Annotated in this window: 18 protein-coding genes; 17 read left to right on the top strand and 1 reads right to left on the bottom strand. The window is 42.6% G+C overall.

The genetic code is table 11. The features are described 5' to 3' along the window. The first annotated feature begins 106 nt into the window (after positions 1–106). The 6 genes from GOM47_RS08355 (at position 107) to recA (ending at position 5369) form a co-directional block, all read left to right on the top strand. Positions 107–730, top strand: coding sequence for a hypothetical protein (locus tag GOM47_RS08355; protein ID WP_235080513.1), 624 nt, complete (start codon positions 107–109; stop codon positions 728–730). 103 nt (positions 731–833) lie between these two features. Next, positions 834–1277 (top strand): tRNA (adenosine(37)-N6)-threonylcarbamoyltransferase complex ATPase subunit type 1 TsaE, encoded by a 444-nt coding sequence (gene tsaE / locus GOM47_RS08350; protein WP_235080512.1) that lies wholly within the window; start codon positions 834–836, stop codon positions 1275–1277. Further along, on the top strand, positions 1267–1788 hold the full coding sequence (locus GOM47_RS08345; protein WP_000455507.1) for a GNAT family N-acetyltransferase: 522 nt from the start codon (positions 1267–1269) through the stop codon (positions 1786–1788). The genes tsaE and GOM47_RS08345 overlap by 11 nt, the downstream gene beginning before the upstream one ends. 4 nt (positions 1789–1792) lie before the next feature. After that, a complete protein-coding gene (brpA, locus tag GOM47_RS08340) occupies positions 1793–2827 on the top strand; it encodes a biofilm formation/cell division transcriptional regulator BrpA (protein ID WP_235080511.1) in 1035 nt (344 codons plus the stop codon). 79 nt (positions 2828–2906) lie between these two features. Continuing rightward, entirely contained in the window at positions 2907–4163 is a 1257-nt protein-coding gene (locus GOM47_RS08335) for a competence/damage-inducible protein A (RefSeq protein WP_235080510.1), read from the top strand. Positions 4164–4217: 54 nt separating this feature from the next. Continuing rightward, a complete protein-coding gene (recA, locus tag GOM47_RS08330; protein WP_235080509.1) occupies positions 4218–5369 on the top strand; it encodes a recombinase RecA in 1152 nt (383 codons plus the stop codon). 56 nt (positions 5370–5425) lie between these two features. On the opposite strand, the gene GOM47_RS08325 is transcribed toward recA, so the two are convergent. Continuing rightward, the gene (locus GOM47_RS08325) at positions 5426–5980 is read right to left on the bottom strand and encodes a GNAT family N-acetyltransferase (RefSeq protein ID WP_235080508.1); all 555 of its coding nucleotides are present in this window, start codon (positions 5978–5980) and stop codon (positions 5426–5428) included. 109 nt (positions 5981–6089) lie between these two features. Here GOM47_RS08325 and GOM47_RS08320 point away from each other — a divergent pair, with 109 nt between their 5' ends. The 11 genes from GOM47_RS08320 to GOM47_RS08270 all read left to right on the top strand — a co-directional run bounded on the left by GOM47_RS08320 (position 6090) and on the right by GOM47_RS08270 (position 16735). Beyond that, a complete protein-coding gene (locus GOM47_RS08320; RefSeq protein ID WP_235080507.1) occupies positions 6090–7460 on the top strand; it encodes an MATE family efflux transporter in 1371 nt (456 codons plus the stop codon). 96 nt (positions 7461–7556) lie between these two features. Continuing rightward, positions 7557–8273: a YebC/PmpR family DNA-binding transcriptional regulator gene (locus GOM47_RS08315; RefSeq protein ID WP_000532893.1), complete on the top strand. Its 717-nt coding sequence runs from the start codon at positions 7557–7559 to the stop codon at positions 8271–8273. A gap of 177 nt (positions 8274–8450) precedes the next feature. Further along, positions 8451–8912, top strand: coding sequence for a MarR family winged helix-turn-helix transcriptional regulator (locus GOM47_RS08310; RefSeq protein WP_235080506.1), 462 nt, complete (start codon positions 8451–8453; stop codon positions 8910–8912). Next, positions 8896–10665, top strand: coding sequence for an ABC transporter ATP-binding protein (locus GOM47_RS08305; RefSeq protein WP_235080505.1), 1770 nt, complete (start codon positions 8896–8898; stop codon positions 10663–10665). The genes GOM47_RS08310 and GOM47_RS08305 overlap by 17 nt, the downstream gene beginning before the upstream one ends. Further along, positions 10655–12415 carry an ABC transporter ATP-binding protein gene (locus GOM47_RS08300; protein ID WP_235080504.1) on the top strand — a complete coding sequence of 587 codons (1761 nt, stop codon included), beginning with the start codon at positions 10655–10657 and terminating at the stop codon, positions 12413–12415. The genes GOM47_RS08305 and GOM47_RS08300 overlap by 11 nt, the downstream gene beginning before the upstream one ends. A gap of 94 nt (positions 12416–12509) precedes the next feature. Continuing rightward, on the top strand, positions 12510–13013 hold the full coding sequence (locus tag GOM47_RS08295; RefSeq protein ID WP_235080503.1) for a phosphatase PAP2 family protein: 504 nt from the start codon (positions 12510–12512) through the stop codon (positions 13011–13013). 113 nt (positions 13014–13126) lie between these two features. After that, the gene (locus GOM47_RS08290; protein WP_000776591.1) at positions 13127–13573 is read left to right on the top strand and encodes a LytTR family DNA-binding domain-containing protein; all 447 of its coding nucleotides are present in this window, start codon (positions 13127–13129) and stop codon (positions 13571–13573) included. 4 nt (positions 13574–13577) lie between these two features. Further along, positions 13578–14252, top strand: a complete 675-nt coding sequence (locus GOM47_RS08285; protein ID WP_036758119.1) for a LiaF transmembrane domain-containing protein — start codon at positions 13578–13580, stop codon at positions 14250–14252. Positions 14253–14358: 106 nt separating this feature from the next. Next, positions 14359–14547 (top strand): 50S ribosomal protein L28, encoded by a 189-nt coding sequence (gene rpmB, locus GOM47_RS08280; protein ID WP_001140948.1) that lies wholly within the window; start codon positions 14359–14361, stop codon positions 14545–14547. 152 nt (positions 14548–14699) lie between these two features. Next, positions 14700–15065 (top strand): Asp23/Gls24 family envelope stress response protein, encoded by a 366-nt coding sequence (locus GOM47_RS08275; protein ID WP_000216441.1) that lies wholly within the window; start codon positions 14700–14702, stop codon positions 15063–15065. A gap of 2 nt (positions 15066–15067) precedes the next feature. Further along, the gene (locus GOM47_RS08270) at positions 15068–16735 is read left to right on the top strand and encodes a DAK2 domain-containing protein (protein ID WP_235080502.1); all 1668 of its coding nucleotides are present in this window, start codon (positions 15068–15070) and stop codon (positions 16733–16735) included. The last annotated feature ends 57 nt before the right edge of the window (positions 16736–16792 follow it).

Genomic DNA, 16792 nt, shown 5'->3' with positions numbered 1-16792 from the left:
TCGCCTAGTTTTTGGTCAGTTGAGCGTCAAAAAACGACATTTGAGCTGAGGAAACTCTTTTTCATTTTTCTAAGAGTATAATCATTTATACGAAGGGAGAATGAAAATGGTGAAATCAATTCGCATCTTATTGTTGTTGGCTTTGCTCCAGATTAGTTTGAGTAGCTGCTTGCTGTGGACGGGGCCAGCATTGACTTTAAAGCAATCTAGTGCCTATTTTCTAGTGTTTATCGTATTGGCATCAGGTCTGTGCGCAGGGATGAATTTCTTTTATACTCGAGATCAGGATGTTCATAGCATTATAAACAGTCAGAAAAAAGTGAAACTATTTTATAGTATCTTGTTGGTTTTAAACCTAGTAGGCGTCTGTCTGGTGTTGTCGGAGACTATTTTAACACAGACAGCTTTTCAGCAAGAGTTAGTAGATCTTTTCTTGCCTTCCTTCTTTTTCTTATTTGGCATTGATTTACTTGCCTTTTTACCGTTTGAAAAATACAGCCGAGATTTGGGAACCGCTCTCAATAAGAAAAAAACAGTTGTCCTGACAGTTCTGGCAACCTTGCTGTTCTTGAGAAATCCAATGACGGTTTTATCCATTGTTTTTTATGTTGGTTTGGGATTCATTTTTGCTCGGTTTTTGTTTCCAAAATCTATGAGAAGAGAATTTTCTTTTTACGGGCACGTAATCCGAGATATTTTACTTGTTAGCGCCATGTGTATATTTTTTTAAAAACACTTTTCTATCAATAAAAATCCCTTATTTTACCAAAATTGTTATAGTAAGTTTGTAAAGAAAATTCACACAAAAGAAAACTTTTTGGTATAATAGTAGCATGTACACAAAAAATGAAGAAGAGCTGATCAATCTGGGAGAACGCCTAGGAACCTTGCTCCAAAAAAATGATGTTTTGATCTTGTCTGGGGAATTGGGTGCTGGTAAAACAACCTTTACAAAGGGTCTTGCCAAGGGCTTGGGTATTCATCAGATGATCAAAAGTCCAACCTACACCATCGTGAGAGAGTATGAGGGTCGCCTTCCGCTCTACCATTTGGATGTCTATCGGATTGAGGGGGATGCTGATTCGATTGACTTGGATGAGTTTCTCTTTGGTGGTGGTGTGACCGTTATCGAGTGGGGACATCTTTTGGGTGAGGATTTGCCAGATTCCTACTTGGAGTTGGAACTCTTGAAAGAGGCTGAGGGTCGTCGCCTCTATTTTACCGCTCAGGGTTCTCGTGCTGAGGAATTGATCAAGGAGCTTCAAGATGGAGTATGAACTTTGTATTCGTGAGGCTGAAGCTCATGATGCCGCTGCTTTGGTTGCATTCTTGGATTTAGTTGGACAGGAGACAGATTTCACCAGTTTAGATGAAAATGGTATCCTGATGACAGAATCTGAAATGGCGCTTTTTATTGAAAAGCAAGCGACTTCAGATAACCAAATCACTCTCCTAGCTCTCCTGAATGATGAAATTGCAGGTGTTTTGAACATCACGGCAGAGCAACGTATACGGATTCGTCACATTGGGGATATCTTTTTGGTCATCCAAAGGAAGTTTTGGAATCATGGCTTAGGAAGCATACTCCTTGAAGAAGGAATTGAGTGGGCTAAAACCAGTGGAGTTCTGCGTCGTTTGCAGCTCAGTGTACAAAAGCGCAACGAGGCAGCTATCCACCTCTATTCAAAATTTGGATTTGTTACAGAAGGCTTACAAGAAAGAGGAGCCTATTTAAAAGAAGGGATATTTTTAGACGTTTACCTGATGGGTAGACTGATAGATAAATGATAAGATGGTAAAAAAAATAATCGGAATGCTACTAGCTTTTCTAGCCGTAACGGCTTTAGGTGTGGGTGCATATGCCTATACTATTTATTATCAAGGAACTGAAACCTTAAGTAAAAAAACTTATAAGAAAATTGGTGAAGAAACCAACGTTATCGAAGCGACAGAGCCTTTAACTATTCTCTTGATGGGGGTGGATACGGGAAATGTGGAACGTACAGACCCCTGGGCGGGAAATAGTGATTCTATGATTCTCTTGACGGTTAATCCCAAAACCAAGAAAACCACTATGATGAGTTTGGAACGGGACATTTTGACCAAGATTGAGACTGGAAACGGTCAAGTTCAGGAAGCAAAACTCAATGCTGCCTATGCCAATGGCGGTGCGGAACTTGCAATTTCTACTATTCAAAAGATGATGAATATCCACATTGACCGCTATGTGATGGTCAACATGCAAGGACTCCAACAGCTAGTTGATGCAGTTGGGGGCATCACCGTCAACAATACACTCGGTTTTCCAATTTCGATTGCTGATCAGGAAGAATTTAATAAAATCTCGATTGGAGTCGGTGAGCAAACTTTGAATGGTGAGGAAGCCCTGGTCTATTCACGGATGCGTTATCAGGATCCTGAGGGAGACTATGGTCGTCAAAAACGTCAACGTGAAGTCATTCAAAAGATTATGGAAAAGGTCTTGAGCCTCAATAGTATCAGTCATTATCAAGCTATCTTAAAAGCGCTTAGTGATAATATGCAGACAAATGTTGATTTGTCTGCCTCCAGTATCCCACAACTACTTGGTTACCAAGATTCCTTTAAAAACATCGAAACTCATCAACTTCGTGGTGAAGATGCTGAGTTGCAAGGAATCTCTTACCAAATCGTAACGAGAGAGCATATGCTAGAAATGCAAAATCTCTTGCGTCGTTCCCTAGGGAGAGAGGATGTAGCAGAGTTGGAGACCAACGCTGTTCTGTATGAAAATCTTTATGGTCGAACAGTGCCTTCAACAAATGTTTCAAGTGAGGAAATAGAATAAAATGAAAAATCAAATCGTGGGACTTTCCTGCGATTTTTTCAAAAAAATTCGAATAGATAGGTAGGAGGAAAGATGAAAGATGAAAGCAGAAATCATTGCTGTAGGAACGGAAATTTTAACAGGGCAGATTGTCAATACCAACGCCCAGTTTTTATCAGAAAAGCTAGCAGAAATTGGAGTAGATGTCTACTTCCAAACAGCTGTGGGAGATAATGAAGCGCGTCTCATGTCCTTGCTAGAGATTGCGAGTTCGCGTAGTAGTCTAGTCATTTTGACAGGGGGCTTAGGGCCAACTGAGGATGATTTAACCAAACAAACTCTGGCAAAATTTTTTGGAAAAAACTTAGTGTTTGACCCTCAAGCGCAAGAAAAACTCGATCAATTTTTTGCTCAAAGGCCAGACTATGCTCGGACACCGAATAATGAGCGCCAAGCCCAAATTGTAGAAGGGGCAACTCCACTGCCAAATGAGACAGGTTTAGCAGTAGGAGGGGTGTCGGAAGTGGATGGCGTGACTTACGTGGTCCTCCCAGGACCGCCAAGTGAGTTGAAACCCATGGTCTTAAATCAACTCTTACCTAAGTTAATGACTGGTACCAAGTTGTACTCACGAGTGCTCCGTTTCTTTGGGATTGGTGAAAGTCAGTTGGTGACCATTTTGGCGGATTTGATTGACCATCAAACAGATCCGACCTTAGCTCCCTATGCCAAAACGGGAGAGGTGACCTTGCGCTTGTCTACAAAAGCAGTCAGTCAAGAAAAGGCTGATCAAGCATTGGACACCTTGGAAAATCAAATCTTAGATCGCCAGACTTTCGAGGGACTCTCTTTGCGAGACATCTGTTATGGATATGGGGAGGAGAGCAGCCTAGCAAGTGTCGTTGTAGAAGAGCTTAAGAAGAGAAAGAAAAGCATTACTGCAGCAGAGAGCTTGACGGCAGGCCTTTTTCAAGCGACATTAGCAGACTTTTCAGGCGTTTCTGCCATTTTTAATGGCGGTTTTGTCACATACAGTTTAGAAGAAAAGTCCAAGATGCTGGATATTTCCGAGCAAGAGCTGAAAGAACACGGGGTCGTTTCAGAGTTTACGGCTAAAAAAATGGCAGAGCAGGCACGGCTCAAGACTCAGTCTGATTATGGAGTCAGTTTGACGGGTGTGGCTGGGCCAGATAGCCTAGAGGGGCATCCAGCTGGGACAGTCTTTATTGGCTTGGCGCATGCAAAAGGGGCAGAGGTTATCAAGGCTAATATCGCAGGGCGGAGTCGAGCAGATGTACGTCACATCGCGGTCATGCATGCCTTTAACCTAGTTCGCAAGGCTTTATTAAGTGACTAACTTTTGATATAATAGTAAATAGGTCTTAGGACTATTAGAATACAGGAGAATAGAATGGCGAAAAAACCAACAAAAAAATTAGATGAAATTGGGAAAAAATTTGGGGCTGACCGTGAAAAAGCATTGAACGATGCCCTGAAATTGATTGAGAAAGACTTTGGTAAAGGATCAATCATGCGCTTGGGTGAGCGCGCGGAGCAAAAAGTGCAAGTGATGAGTTCAGGGTCATTGGCACTTGACATTGCCCTTGGTTCAGGTGGTTATCCTAAGGGACGTATCATCGAAATCTACGGACCAGAGTCTTCTGGTAAGACAACGGTTGCCCTTCACGCTGTTGCGCAAGCACAGAAAGAAGGCGGTATTGCAGCCTTTATCGATGCGGAACATGCTCTTGACCCAGCCTATGCTGCAGCCCTTGGTGTGAACATTGACGAATTGCTCTTGTCACAACCAGACTCAGGTGAACAAGGTCTTGAAATTGCTGGAAAATTGATTGACTCAGGTGCAGTTGACCTTGTCGTTATCGACTCGGTTGCGGCCCTTGTACCTCGTGCGGAAATTGATGGGGATATTGGAGATAGTCACGTTGGTTTGCAAGCTCGTATGATGAGCCAGGCCATGCGTAAACTCGGAGCTTCTATCAATAAAACCAAAACAATTGCCATCTTTATCAACCAATTGCGTGAAAAAGTTGGGGTTATGTTTGGAAATCCAGAAACAACACCTGGTGGACGTGCTTTGAAATTCTACGCTTCAGTCCGTTTGGATGTTCGTGGAAGCACACAAATCAAAGGAACTGGTGACCAAAAAGATACCAATGTCGGTAAGGAAACCAAGATCAAGGTCGTGAAAAACAAGGTGGCTCCACCATTTAAGGAAGCCTTTGTTGAAATCATGTACGGAGAAGGTATTTCTAAGACCGGTGAGCTCTTGAAGATTGCAAGTGATTTGGATATCATCAAAAAAGCAGGAGCTTGGTACTCTTACAAGGATGAAAAGATCGGTCAGGGTTCTGAAAATGCTAAGAAATACTTGGCAGATCACCCAGAAGTCTTTGATGCCATCGACCATCAAGTCCGTGTTCAATATGGCTTGATTGAAGATGAAGAAGGAACAACTCCTACTTCTGTCGTTGAGGATCTAGCACCTAACCAAGAAGTAACACTTGACCTAGGCGAGGGACTTGAAATCGAAATTGAAGAATAACATAAAAAGTAGCAGATAGGAACTGCTACTTTTTATGTTTATTTCAGATGAAAGAACTAATGATCACTAAAACGACGGTATTCGATATGAAAGTCAAAATAATGTTCATCCTGTAACTTTTGGAAGATGTCGCGATAGGCTTCTTCGTCAAAATGGTCGCCACGATAGAGGATTTCAAAACTCAAATCATCGTACTCTAGAAAAGCGTTGGCTGTTTTGAAACCATTTTGGCGATAGAAATCCATGCGAGCCTTTCTCTGCTCCAAATTATCGCATTCTTCATCCAATCGCTCGACTTCCAGCAACATGGTTCGCTGGTAAAAATCGGTCAGCTTTTCGATGATTTCCTTTCCGTACCCGTGGCTTCTCAGGTGGGGCATGATGGCAAAAAAGCTTATATAGAAGGCTTTTTGATTGGAGATGGAGAAGGCAAAGCCGACAAACTCTTCTTCATTATAAAAGGCAAAAAAGTGGGCGTCATCTCGGTCCTGATAGCGCAAGAACTCAGACAGAGGGACTCGTTCTTCCTCGGGGAAAGCTTCCTTGTTTAGCTTTTCAACCTTATCAAGATCGGGAAATGCATTGGTTATTAATTGACTGGTCAAACTCATAAATGACCTCCTTTTCTTGATTATAGCAAATTGTCTCCCTATAAGCAATTGATTTCAAGAAATCCAAGCAATCCTTGTCGCTCCTCTAGCAAGCTGATATAATAGGCTTATGAATAAGAAACGATCAGTGGACTTGATACATGGTCCTATTCTTCCGGCACTGTTAAGCTTTGCTTTTCCAATCTTGCTGTCAAATATTTTTCAGCAACTCTATAATACAGCTGACGTCTTGATTGTTGGGCGTTTTCTTGGTCAAGATTCCTTAGCTGCAGTAGGGGCGACAACGGCCATTTTTGACTTGATTATAGGCTTTACTCTCGGTGTTGGAAATGGCATGGGGATCGTCATTGCCCGCTATTATGGAGCTCGTAATTTCACTAAAATTAAAGAAGCAGTAGCAGCAACCTGGATTTTAGGAGGGCTTCTCAGTATTTTGGTCATGCTGATGGGATTCGTCGGTCTGTATCCACTCTTGCAATACCTGGATACCCCTCCAGAAATCCTTCCTCAGTCCTATCAATATATTTCCATGATTGTGACCTGTGTAGGCGTTAGCTTTGCCTATAACCTCTTTGCAGGCTTGTTGCGGTCCATTGGAGACAGTCTAGCAGCTCTTGGATTCCTGATTTTTTCTGCTTTGGTTAATGTAGTTCTGGATTTGTATTTTATTACGCAACTGCATCTGGGAGTTCAATCTGCGGGCCTTGCTACCATCATTTCACAAGGGTTGTCAGCGGTTCTTTGCTTTTTCTATATTCGCAAGAGTGTTCCAGAACTGCTCCCTCAATTCAAGCATTTTAAATGGAACAAGGCCTTGTATGCGGATCTTTTGGAGCAAGGTTTGGCTATGGGCTTGATGAGTTCGATTGTGTCTATTGGTAGTGTGATTTTACAGTCTTCTGTCAATACTTTTGGCGCAGTGATTATTAGTGCTCAGACGGCGGCGCGTCGCATTATGGCCTTTGCTCTGCTTCCGATGACGGCTGTTTCTTCTGCCATGACGACCTTTGCCTCTCAGAATCTTGGGGCTAAGCGACCAGACCGCATTGTCCAAGGGCTTGGTATTGGGAGTCGCCTGAGCATGTCTTGGGCAGGTTTTGTCTGTATCTTTCTCTTTTTTGCTAGTCCGACCTTGGTTTCCTTCTTGGCCAGTTCGACGGATGGATACTTGGTAGAAAATGGTAGCCTCTACCTGCAAATTAGTTCAATCTTTTATCCGATTTTGAGTCTCTTGTTGATTTATCGGAATTGTTTGCAGGGCTTGGGGCAAAAAGTCCTTCCTCTGGTATCTAGTTTTATCGAACTAATCGGTAAAACTGCTTTTGTGGTCTTGATTATCCCTTGGGCAGGCTATAGAGGAGTTATCCTTTGCGAACCCCTTATCTGGGTTGCCATGACCATCCAACTGTACTTTTCGCTTTTCCGTCACCCCTTGATAAAAGAAGGCAAGGCAATCTTGGCAGCCAAAGGACAATCCTAGCTGGATTTGCTGAACAAAATCCATTTCCTCTAGTGAAAATCAGATAGACTTGTGTTATAATAAGAAAGATTAAAATGTGAAAAAAGGAGATTCCTAATGGGACGTAAATGGGCCAATATCGTAGCTAAGAAAACGGCTAAAGATGGAGCTAACTCTAAAGTATATGCAAAATTTGGTGTAGAAATCTATGTAGCAGCTAAAAAGGGTGATCCAGACCCAGAATCAAACACTGCTTTGAAATTCGTTATCGATCGTGCTAAACAAGCCCAAGTGCCAAAACACGTTATCGATAAAGCGATTGATAAAGCAAAAGGAAACACAGACGAAACCTTTACAGAAGGACGTTACGAAGGATTTGGACCAAATGGTTCTATGCTGATCGTTGATACCTTGACTTCAAACGTCAACCGTACGGCAGCCAATGTCCGTGCTGCCTTTGGTAAAAACGGCGGAAACATGGGTGCTTCAGGTTCTGTTTCATACCTCTTTGACAACAAGGGTGTGATCGTATTTGCAGGTGAGGACGCTGATGCAGTCTTTGAGCAATTGCTCGAAGCAGATGTGGATGTGGACGATGTAGAAGCAGAAGAAGGAACAATTACTGTTTACACAGCTCCAACAGACCTTCACAAGGCTATCGTTGCCCTTCGTGAGTCTGGCATCGAAGAATTCCAAGTGACAGAATTGGAAATGATTCCTCAATCAGAAGTGGAATTGTCAGGGGACGACCTTGAAACCTTTGAAAAACTTTACAGCGTCCTTGAAGACGACGAAGACGTACAAAAAATCTATACCAACGTAGATGGCTTCTAATTTTAAGAAGAGAAAATCATCCTAAGCGAGAATAAACTTGCTTAGGATGATTTTTTATCAAGAAAATAGTTCTCAAGGAAACTTTTTTCTTGACATATTTTGTGGAAGTGGTAAAATAGTTCTCATGAAAACTTAATTGTTCTCAAGAGAACTATTTTTATTTAGAAGGGAGCAATCATGGACAAACCGATGTTAATTTTAAAACGTTTTGGGCACCAGGTTCACCTGATGGTGCAGAAAGAAGCCAAACGCTGTGGTATTGAATTTATGGGTGGACCTCAAGGCCAGGTTGTACGTTTTTTGGATGGCCGTGAGGAAAACCAAGACTTGGTCTTGATTAAAGATATTGAGCAGGAACTCAATATTACCAAGTCTGTGGCGAGTAACTTGGTCAAGCGCATGGTGCAAAATGGTTTGGTGGAATTAGAGGCGAGCCCTGTTGATAGGCGGGCCAAGTTTGTACGTTTGACGGACAAGTCACGTTCTCAGCTGCAAGAGGTCAAGGCGTTTTTTGATCGGATTGACAGGAGTCTGCTAGAGGGTGTTTCCAAGTCAGACTTGGCAATCTTTGAAAAGGTTCTCGGGCAATTGCAAGAAAATGTTGAGAAGATAGGAGGAGAGAATGAAGAAACTCGCTAAACGTATTACAGGAAAAGAGTGGGGGATGATTGTCCTTACGATTCTTTTCACTTGTTTCTCGGTCTATCTCGAGTTAGAGGTACCGACCTACATTTCACAAATTACAGAGTTACTTGGAACGTCTGGAACGCAGTTGGATGCACTCTGGTCACCAGCTGCGAAGATGATTGGTTTGTCTTTATTGGCTTTCTTTTCATCTGTTATGGTTGGTTTCTTTGCCGCTCGCGTTGCAGCATCCTATACAACCCATCTACGCACTGATGTATTTCATCAGGTTTTGGATTTTTCGCAGACAGAGATCAAACGTTTTTCAATCCCAAGTCTTTTGACTCGGACGACCAATGATATCACTCAGATTCAGATGCTCTTTACTATGGGCTTACAGGTAGTGACTCGTGGGCCTATCATGGCCATCTGGGCCATTGGAAAAATCCTTGGGAAGTCGGAATACTGGCTCTGGGCAGTGGTTGTGGCTGTTATTGTGAATGTCTTGATGACCACTATTCTCATGACTCTGGCCTTTCCAAAACAATCTGTCATCCAAAAATTGACAGATAAACTCAATAGCATCACTCGTGAAAGCTTGACTGGGATTCGAGTTGTTCGTGCATACAATGCTGAGGATTACCAAGATGAAAAATTTGAAGCAGCCAATGATGAGGTGACACGTCTCAATCTCTTTGTCAATCGATTGATGGCGATTATGAACCCGATCATGATGGCCATTTCAAGTGGACTAAGTTTAGCCATTTACTGGATTGGTGCCTATATCATCAACGACGCAAGTTTGGCAGAACGTTTGCCACTCTTTAGTGATATGGTGGTCTTCATGTCCTATGCTATGCAGGTCGTGATGGGCTTCCTTCTCATGGGAGCACTCTTTATCGTTCTTCCTCGTACCTTGGTTTCGGCAGGGCGTATCAATCAAGTATTGGATCTGCATTCTTCTATTGAAAATCCTAGTCATGCACAGACAGCGGATCCTTCAGTTCAAGGACAAGTGGAATTCCGTGATGTAACTTTCCGCTACTCTAAAAACTCTGAAGCAGTCGTGGAACATGTCACTTTCAAAGCAGAAGCGGGTCAAACCGTAGCCTTCATCGGATCGACTGGATCAGGTAAGTCTACGCTTGTCAACCTCTTGCCACGTTTTTACGATGTTTCTGATGGAGAAATCCTAGTGGACGAAGTTAATGTTCAAGACTATGACTTGGAAGATTTGCGCAACAAGGTTGGTTATATTCCTCAAAAAGCTGTGCTCTTTTCTGGAGATGTCAAGGGGAACTTGGACTTTGGCAAAAGCAAAGAAACTCCTCTAAGCGAGGCTGCTATGTGGCAAGCCCTTGAATTGGCCCAGTCTAAAAGCTTCATAGAGGATAAGGAAGTAGGACTTGCATCAGAAGTAGCCCAAGGTGGAACCAACTTCTCAGGAGGTCAAAGACAGCGTTTGGCCATTGCGCGTGCCTTGGCTCGTAAACCAGAGATTCTCATTTTTGATGACTCCTTCTCAGCCTTGGACTACAAGACGGATCGTATCTTACGCCAAGAGCTAGCTGAGAAAACACAATCCATGACCAAGCTCATCGTAGCGCAGCGGATTTCTACCATTATGGATGCTGACCTGATCTTAGTCTTGGATCAAGGAAAAGTCGTGGGACAAGGCACCCATAAGGAACTTCTAGCTACCAACGAAGTCTACCAAGAAATTGCCTACTCACAACTATCGAAGGAGGAATTGGAACATGGAAAATAAGAAAATGTCTTTTTGGAAATATTATAAACCTTTTCTAGCAGGTCTCCAAATTCCCCTACTAGTAGCGGTTGTAGCAGCTGTATGTTCAAGCATCATCACTGTTTATGGACCAACCAAGATTAAGGAAATTACCAACTTGATTTCAGATGGTTTGATGACAGGAATTGATTTAGAGGCTGTTTCAAGTATTGCTAGCTTTTTAGTGATTCTCTATGTACTTGGTGCTATCCTTAACTATACACAGGCCTATATCTTTTCATCGAGCATTCAGCATTTTTCAAAACGCTTGCGGACAGCAATCGCTGAAAAAATCAATCGTTTGCCACTTGGCTATTTTGACCGTCATTCACAAGGAGACACCCTTTCGCGCGTGACCAATGATGTGGATACAGCGGCGCAATCTCTCAACCAAAGTCTCGGAACAGTTATCTCAGCCAGCTTCTTGTTGATTGCTGTTTTGGTGACCATGTTTAGTATGAACTGGATTTTAGCTCTGGTAACGGTTGTTTCTACGTTTGTTGGTTTTGCGGCGGTTTCAGTAATTATGGCCAAGTCACAGGGTTATTTTAAAGCCCAACAAAATAATCTAGCAGCCGTCAATGGTTATGTGGAAGAGATGTACTCTGGCCACAATGTAGTGACCAGCTACAACGCAGTGGACACCTCCAAAGCGAGATTTGCAGGTTTAAACCAAAACTTGCACGACAGCATCTGGAAATCTCAGTTTATCTCTGGTATCATGATGCCAGCCATGTTCTTTGTTGGGAATTTTAGCTATGTTTTGGTCATCATTGTTGGGGCCGCGCTTGCTCTAGAAGGGCATATCACTATAGGGATTATTGTAGCCTTTATGGTTTACGTACGGACCTTCTCCCAACCCCTGTCACAGATTGCCCAAGGGATTACGAGCTTACAACAAGCGAGTGCAGCCATGGGACGTGTCTTTGAATTTCTAGGTGAAGCTGAGATGCAGGATGAATCCCATAAGGAAAGACAATTGACTGGCATGAGAGGAGAAGTGGTCTTTGATCGCGTATCCTTTGGTTATACACCAGAACGCACCATCATCCATGACTTTTCTGCGACAGCTCATGCAGGCCAGAAGGTCGCTATCGTTGGGCCTACTGGAGCTGGTAAGACAACCATTGTCAATCTTTTGATGAAGTTCTATGAGATTGATAAGGGAAGTATCCGTATCGATGGTGTCGATACCAAGGATATGAAGCGCTCAGAAGTACACGATGCCTTTTCAATGGTCTTGCAAGATACTTGGCTCTTTGAAGGAACGATTCGAGAAAATCTCATCTACAATCAAACGGGCATCAGTGATGAACGAATGATGGAAGCAAGCAAGGCTGTGGGAATCCACCACTTTATCATGACTTTGCCAGATGGCTACGATACTGTTTTGGATGACACCGTGACCTTGTCTGTTGGACAAAAACAGCTCTTGACCATTGCTCGTGCCCTTCTCAAGGATGCACCGCTCTTGATTTTGGATGAAGCGACATCCTCAGTCGACACACGTACAGAGGAATTGATTCAGAAAGCCATGGACCGTTTGATGGAGGGTAGAACTTCCTTTGTCATCGCCCACCGCTTGTCAACTATTCGTAATGCCGACTTGATTCTTGTCATGAAAGATGGTAATATCATCGAACAAGGCAACCATGAGGAGCTGATGGCGCAAGGTGGCTTCTACGCCGACTTGTACAATAGTCAATTTACAGAAGACGAAGCAGAAGAATAAATCAAAAGAAGGCTTGACGGCCTTCTTTTTCTACACTATACTAGAAGACAAACGTCTCACCTGTAGGCAAAAAAGTAATGAATGAGAAGCATAGATGAAAAATTATCAAGAATGGTATCGAAATATCAACTCTAGACTCACCAGCCATCCCACCCTTTTATTTCTATTGCGCAGTTTCAATCGTTTGATGACAGTCGCCATGCCCCTGGTCTATCTGATCTTGCTAGTCACCACTTGCCTGAAACTAGAACTTGGTCAGCAAGTTGGGGTTTATGTGCTTATTCCTGCATCAGGATTTGTGGTCTTGTCCCTGTTTCGTAAGAAAATCAACCACCCACGCCCTTATGAAACTTGGGACATCCGTCCCCTGCTTGAAAAAGATAGCTCGGGACAGTCGATGCCCAGCCGCCATGTCTTTTCGGCAACTATCATCTCTATGGCCTGTCTGCATGTTAGTCTACCTGTTGGCTTAGCATGCTTGCTCTTTTCAGCTTTGCTGGGCTTGGTGAGGGTTTTAGGGGGCGTTCATTATCCCAAGGATGTGCTGGTTGGGTATGCCTGTGGACTCATGTGGGGGTTTCTTTTCTTCCTATTCTGACATGTAAGTTAAGCTAGTCCTACAACCACTTACTGCTTCAGATTGACTACTTGCTTTTTTGCTCTTGTTTTCCTATCTTAGCTTTGATATAGTAGAGTCAGAAAGGAGATGTGATGAAGTTACGAATTGAGATTGACGGCAATTTAGAGGAGACTGAAATTGTCATCAAGACCCCCACTTTGACAGATGAAATTGCAGACTTGCAACGACTTTTGCAAGAGTCAAAGGCTCCGAGGTTGACTTTTTACAAGGGGACAGGTGAATATTATCTAGACCTGTCAGAAATTCTCTTCTTTGAAACTGAAGGGAGCAAGATCTACGCTCATAACCAGAAGGAAGCCTATGAAGTTCGTCTCAAACTTTATGAGTTGGAGTCTATCTTGCCTCGCTATTTTAGTCGAGTATCCAAGTCTACCATCGCCAACATCCGTCAAATCTACTCAGTGGACAAGTCCTTTTCAGGAACGGGCACCATTTCCTTTTATCAGACGCACAAGGAGGTTCATGTCTCACGACATTACCAATCCCTCCTAAAAGAAAATCTAAGAAACATGAGGTAAGAAGATGAAAAAGAAAGCATTTGGTATTGTGTTGCTAGTATTGGCAGCTTTAGTATTATTACAGGGGAATTTTGGAATCCCTTCATTTGGAGGGCAGATTTGGCCCTTGATTGGTATTGGATTTTTTGCCTATCAATCAGTTGAGGCAATCCTTCGTCGTCATTTCACTTCAGCCTCCTTTACAGCCCTAGTAGCCCTCATGATTGCTAATCATTTTTATGACATTTTACCGATTCCCAATCAATCACTGTTCTGGGCGGGAGTGCTAATAGTTCTCGGAGTTGGCATGTTGACTAATTCGAACAAAACATGGAACGAGAAAAAATGGTGGTATGACGCTGAAAAGACCATTCTAACAGAAAAGGAAGTTTCCTTTGGTAGTGGAACTTTTTACAAACAGGACCAAGACTTGGTAGAAGACCAGTTTGAAGTTAGCTGTGGAAATGCCAAGATTTATTATGACAATGCAGAGATGTTAGGCGATAGTGCAACCTTGAAGGTAGAAGTCAGTTTAGGGAATGCAGTTATCTATGTGCCCCAACACTGGAGAGTGGACCTGAAGGTGGAGACTTCTTGTGGAGTAGCCAAGGCAGATGCTCCTGTAGCCCCAACCAGCAAAACCTTGATTATCCGTGGAGAGGTAGCTTTTGGTAAATTAGAAGTTGTCTACGTCAAATAAAAAAAGTCTCCTAATTTCCTTGCCAAAATAGAGAAAGTGTGATAACATAGTACGGTATGTGGTGCTAGCACATCCGCTATATTAGATCTAATAGGAGGAAAACACAATGGCTAAAGTATGTTACTTTACAGGTCGTAAGACTGTATCAGGAAACAACCGTTCACACGCGATGAACCAAACAAAACGTGCCGTAAAACCAAACCTTCAAAAAGTTACTGTTCTTATCGATGGTAAACCTAAAAAAGTTTGGGCTTCAGCTCGTGCTTTGAAATCAGGTAAAGTTGAACGCGTTTAATAAAAATGAAAAGACCTAAGCGGTCTTTTTCTTTTGCTCTAAGGATAAAATCATTTGAAAAATAGAGTAAATATCTACCAATACAGCATTCTGCTTTTACACTTGGGATGAAATATGATAAAATAAAGTATCAACTAGTTGAGGTAAAAAAAATGACTGTAAAAATTAATACAAAAGATGGTCAAATCGAACTAACAGATGAAGTGATTGCAACCGTTGTAGGCGGTGCAGCAACTGAGATTTTTGGTGTGGTCGGTATGGCTAGCAAAAATACCCTCAAAGATAATTTCCAAGCCCTCCTTGGTAAGGAAAATTATGCAAAAGGTGTTGTCGTAAAAGCAGCCGAAGATGGCAGTATTGCAGTTGATGTTTATACCGTGTTGAGCTACGGAACAAAGATTAGTGAAGTCTCAAAAAACATCCAAGAGCGTGTTCGTTTTAGTTTGGAAAACCAACTAGGAATCACCGCTCAGACTGTGAATGTCTACATTCAAAATATCAAAGTTGTAGGAGAATAATCGTGTCAAAAATTACTACCAGTTTATTCCAAGAGATGGTGCAGGCTGCATCAACTCGTTTGAATAAGCAAGCAGAATATGTCAATTCATTAAACGTCTTTCCAGTTCCAGATGGAGATACTGGGACAAACATGGGAATGACCATCGAGAATGGTGCCAAAGAAGTAGCAGACAAGCCAGCTTCTACAGTTGGAGAAGTGGCGAGCATTCTTGCTAAGGGACTCTTGATGGGTGCGCGTGGAAACTCAGGAGTTATCACGTCTCAACTTTTCCGTGGATTTTCCCAAGCTATTAAGGAAAAAGACGAATTAACAGGTCAAGACTTGGCTCTTGCTTTCCAATCCGGTGTCGAAGTAGCCTACAAGGCAGTTATGAAACCAGTCGAAGGAACTATTTTGACAGTTTCTCGTGGTGCGGCCATTGGGGCTAAGAAAAAAGCTGAGGAGACAGATGATGCTGTTGAGGTCATGCGTGCAGCCTTAGAAGGTGCTAAGAGAGCTCTAGCTAAGACACCAGAAATGCTCCCAGTCTTGAAAGAGGTTGGTGTGGTGGACTCAGGTGGCCAAGGTTTGGTATTCATCTATGAAGGTTTCCTTTCAGCACTCACTGGTGAATACAGCGCTTCTGAGGACTTTGTAGCAACTCCTGCCAACATGAGTGAAATGATCAATGCTGAACACCACAAGTCAGTTGCTGGACATGTAGCGACTGAGGATATTACCTTCGGTTACTGTACGGAGATCATGGTAGCCCTCAAACAAGGTCCAACTTATTCTAAGGACTTTGACTACGATGAATTCCGTAACTACTTGAATGACCTTGGGGATTCTCTACTTGTTGTCAACGATGATGAGATTGTCAAAGTTCACGTCCATACCGAAGATCCAGGTCTTGTTATGCAAGAAGGGCTTAAATATGGTAGCTTGGTCAAGGTTAAAGTGGACAACATGCGCAACCAACACGAAGCACAAGTTGAAAAAGAAGCAGCACAAGTCAGCAAGCCAGCTGAAGAGAAGGAATATGCCCTTATCGCAGTAGTAGCTGGTCAAGGTTTAGCAGATATCTTCCGTGCCCAAGGTGTGGATTATGTTATCGAAGGTGGTCAGACGATGAACCCTTCAACAGAAGACTTTATCAAGGCTGTTGAACAGGTCAATGCTCGCAACATCATCTTCTTGCCGAACAACAAAAATATCTTTATGGCAGCTCAGTCTGCGGCTGAAGTGCTTGAACAACCTGCTGTTGTTGTAGAAGCTCGTACCCTTCCTCAAGGCTTGACTAGCCTTCTTGCTTTTGATCCAAGCAAGTCTATCGAAGAAAACAAAGAACGCATGACTGCAGCTCTTGGTGATGTAGTCAGCGGTAGTGTAACAACAGCTGTTCGTGACACAACTATCGATGGATTAGCAATTCATGAAAATGACAATCTTGGTATGGTAGATGGTAAGATTCTCGTATCAAATCCTGATATGCACCAAACTTTGACAGAAACTTTGAAACACATGCTAGACGAAGATAGTGAAATCGTGACTTTCTATGTCGGTGAAGATGGAAGCGAAGAACTTGCCAATGAAATTGCCCAAGAAATCGCAGAAGAATTTGAAGATGTTGAAGTAGAGATTCACCAAGGTCAACAACCTGTATATCCATATCTTTTCAGTGTGGAATAAAAATTTAATTGATTAAAAAGAAAGTTGATTTTGCAACTTTCTTTTTTTATGACATTT

This window comes from Streptococcus oralis, from assembly GCF_021497945.1.
Lineage (GTDB): Bacteria > Bacillota > Bacilli > Lactobacillales > Streptococcaceae > Streptococcus > Streptococcus oralis_BR.
The sequence above is the reverse complement of the archived record's forward strand: the minus strand, read 5'-3'. Positions and strand labels throughout refer to the sequence as shown.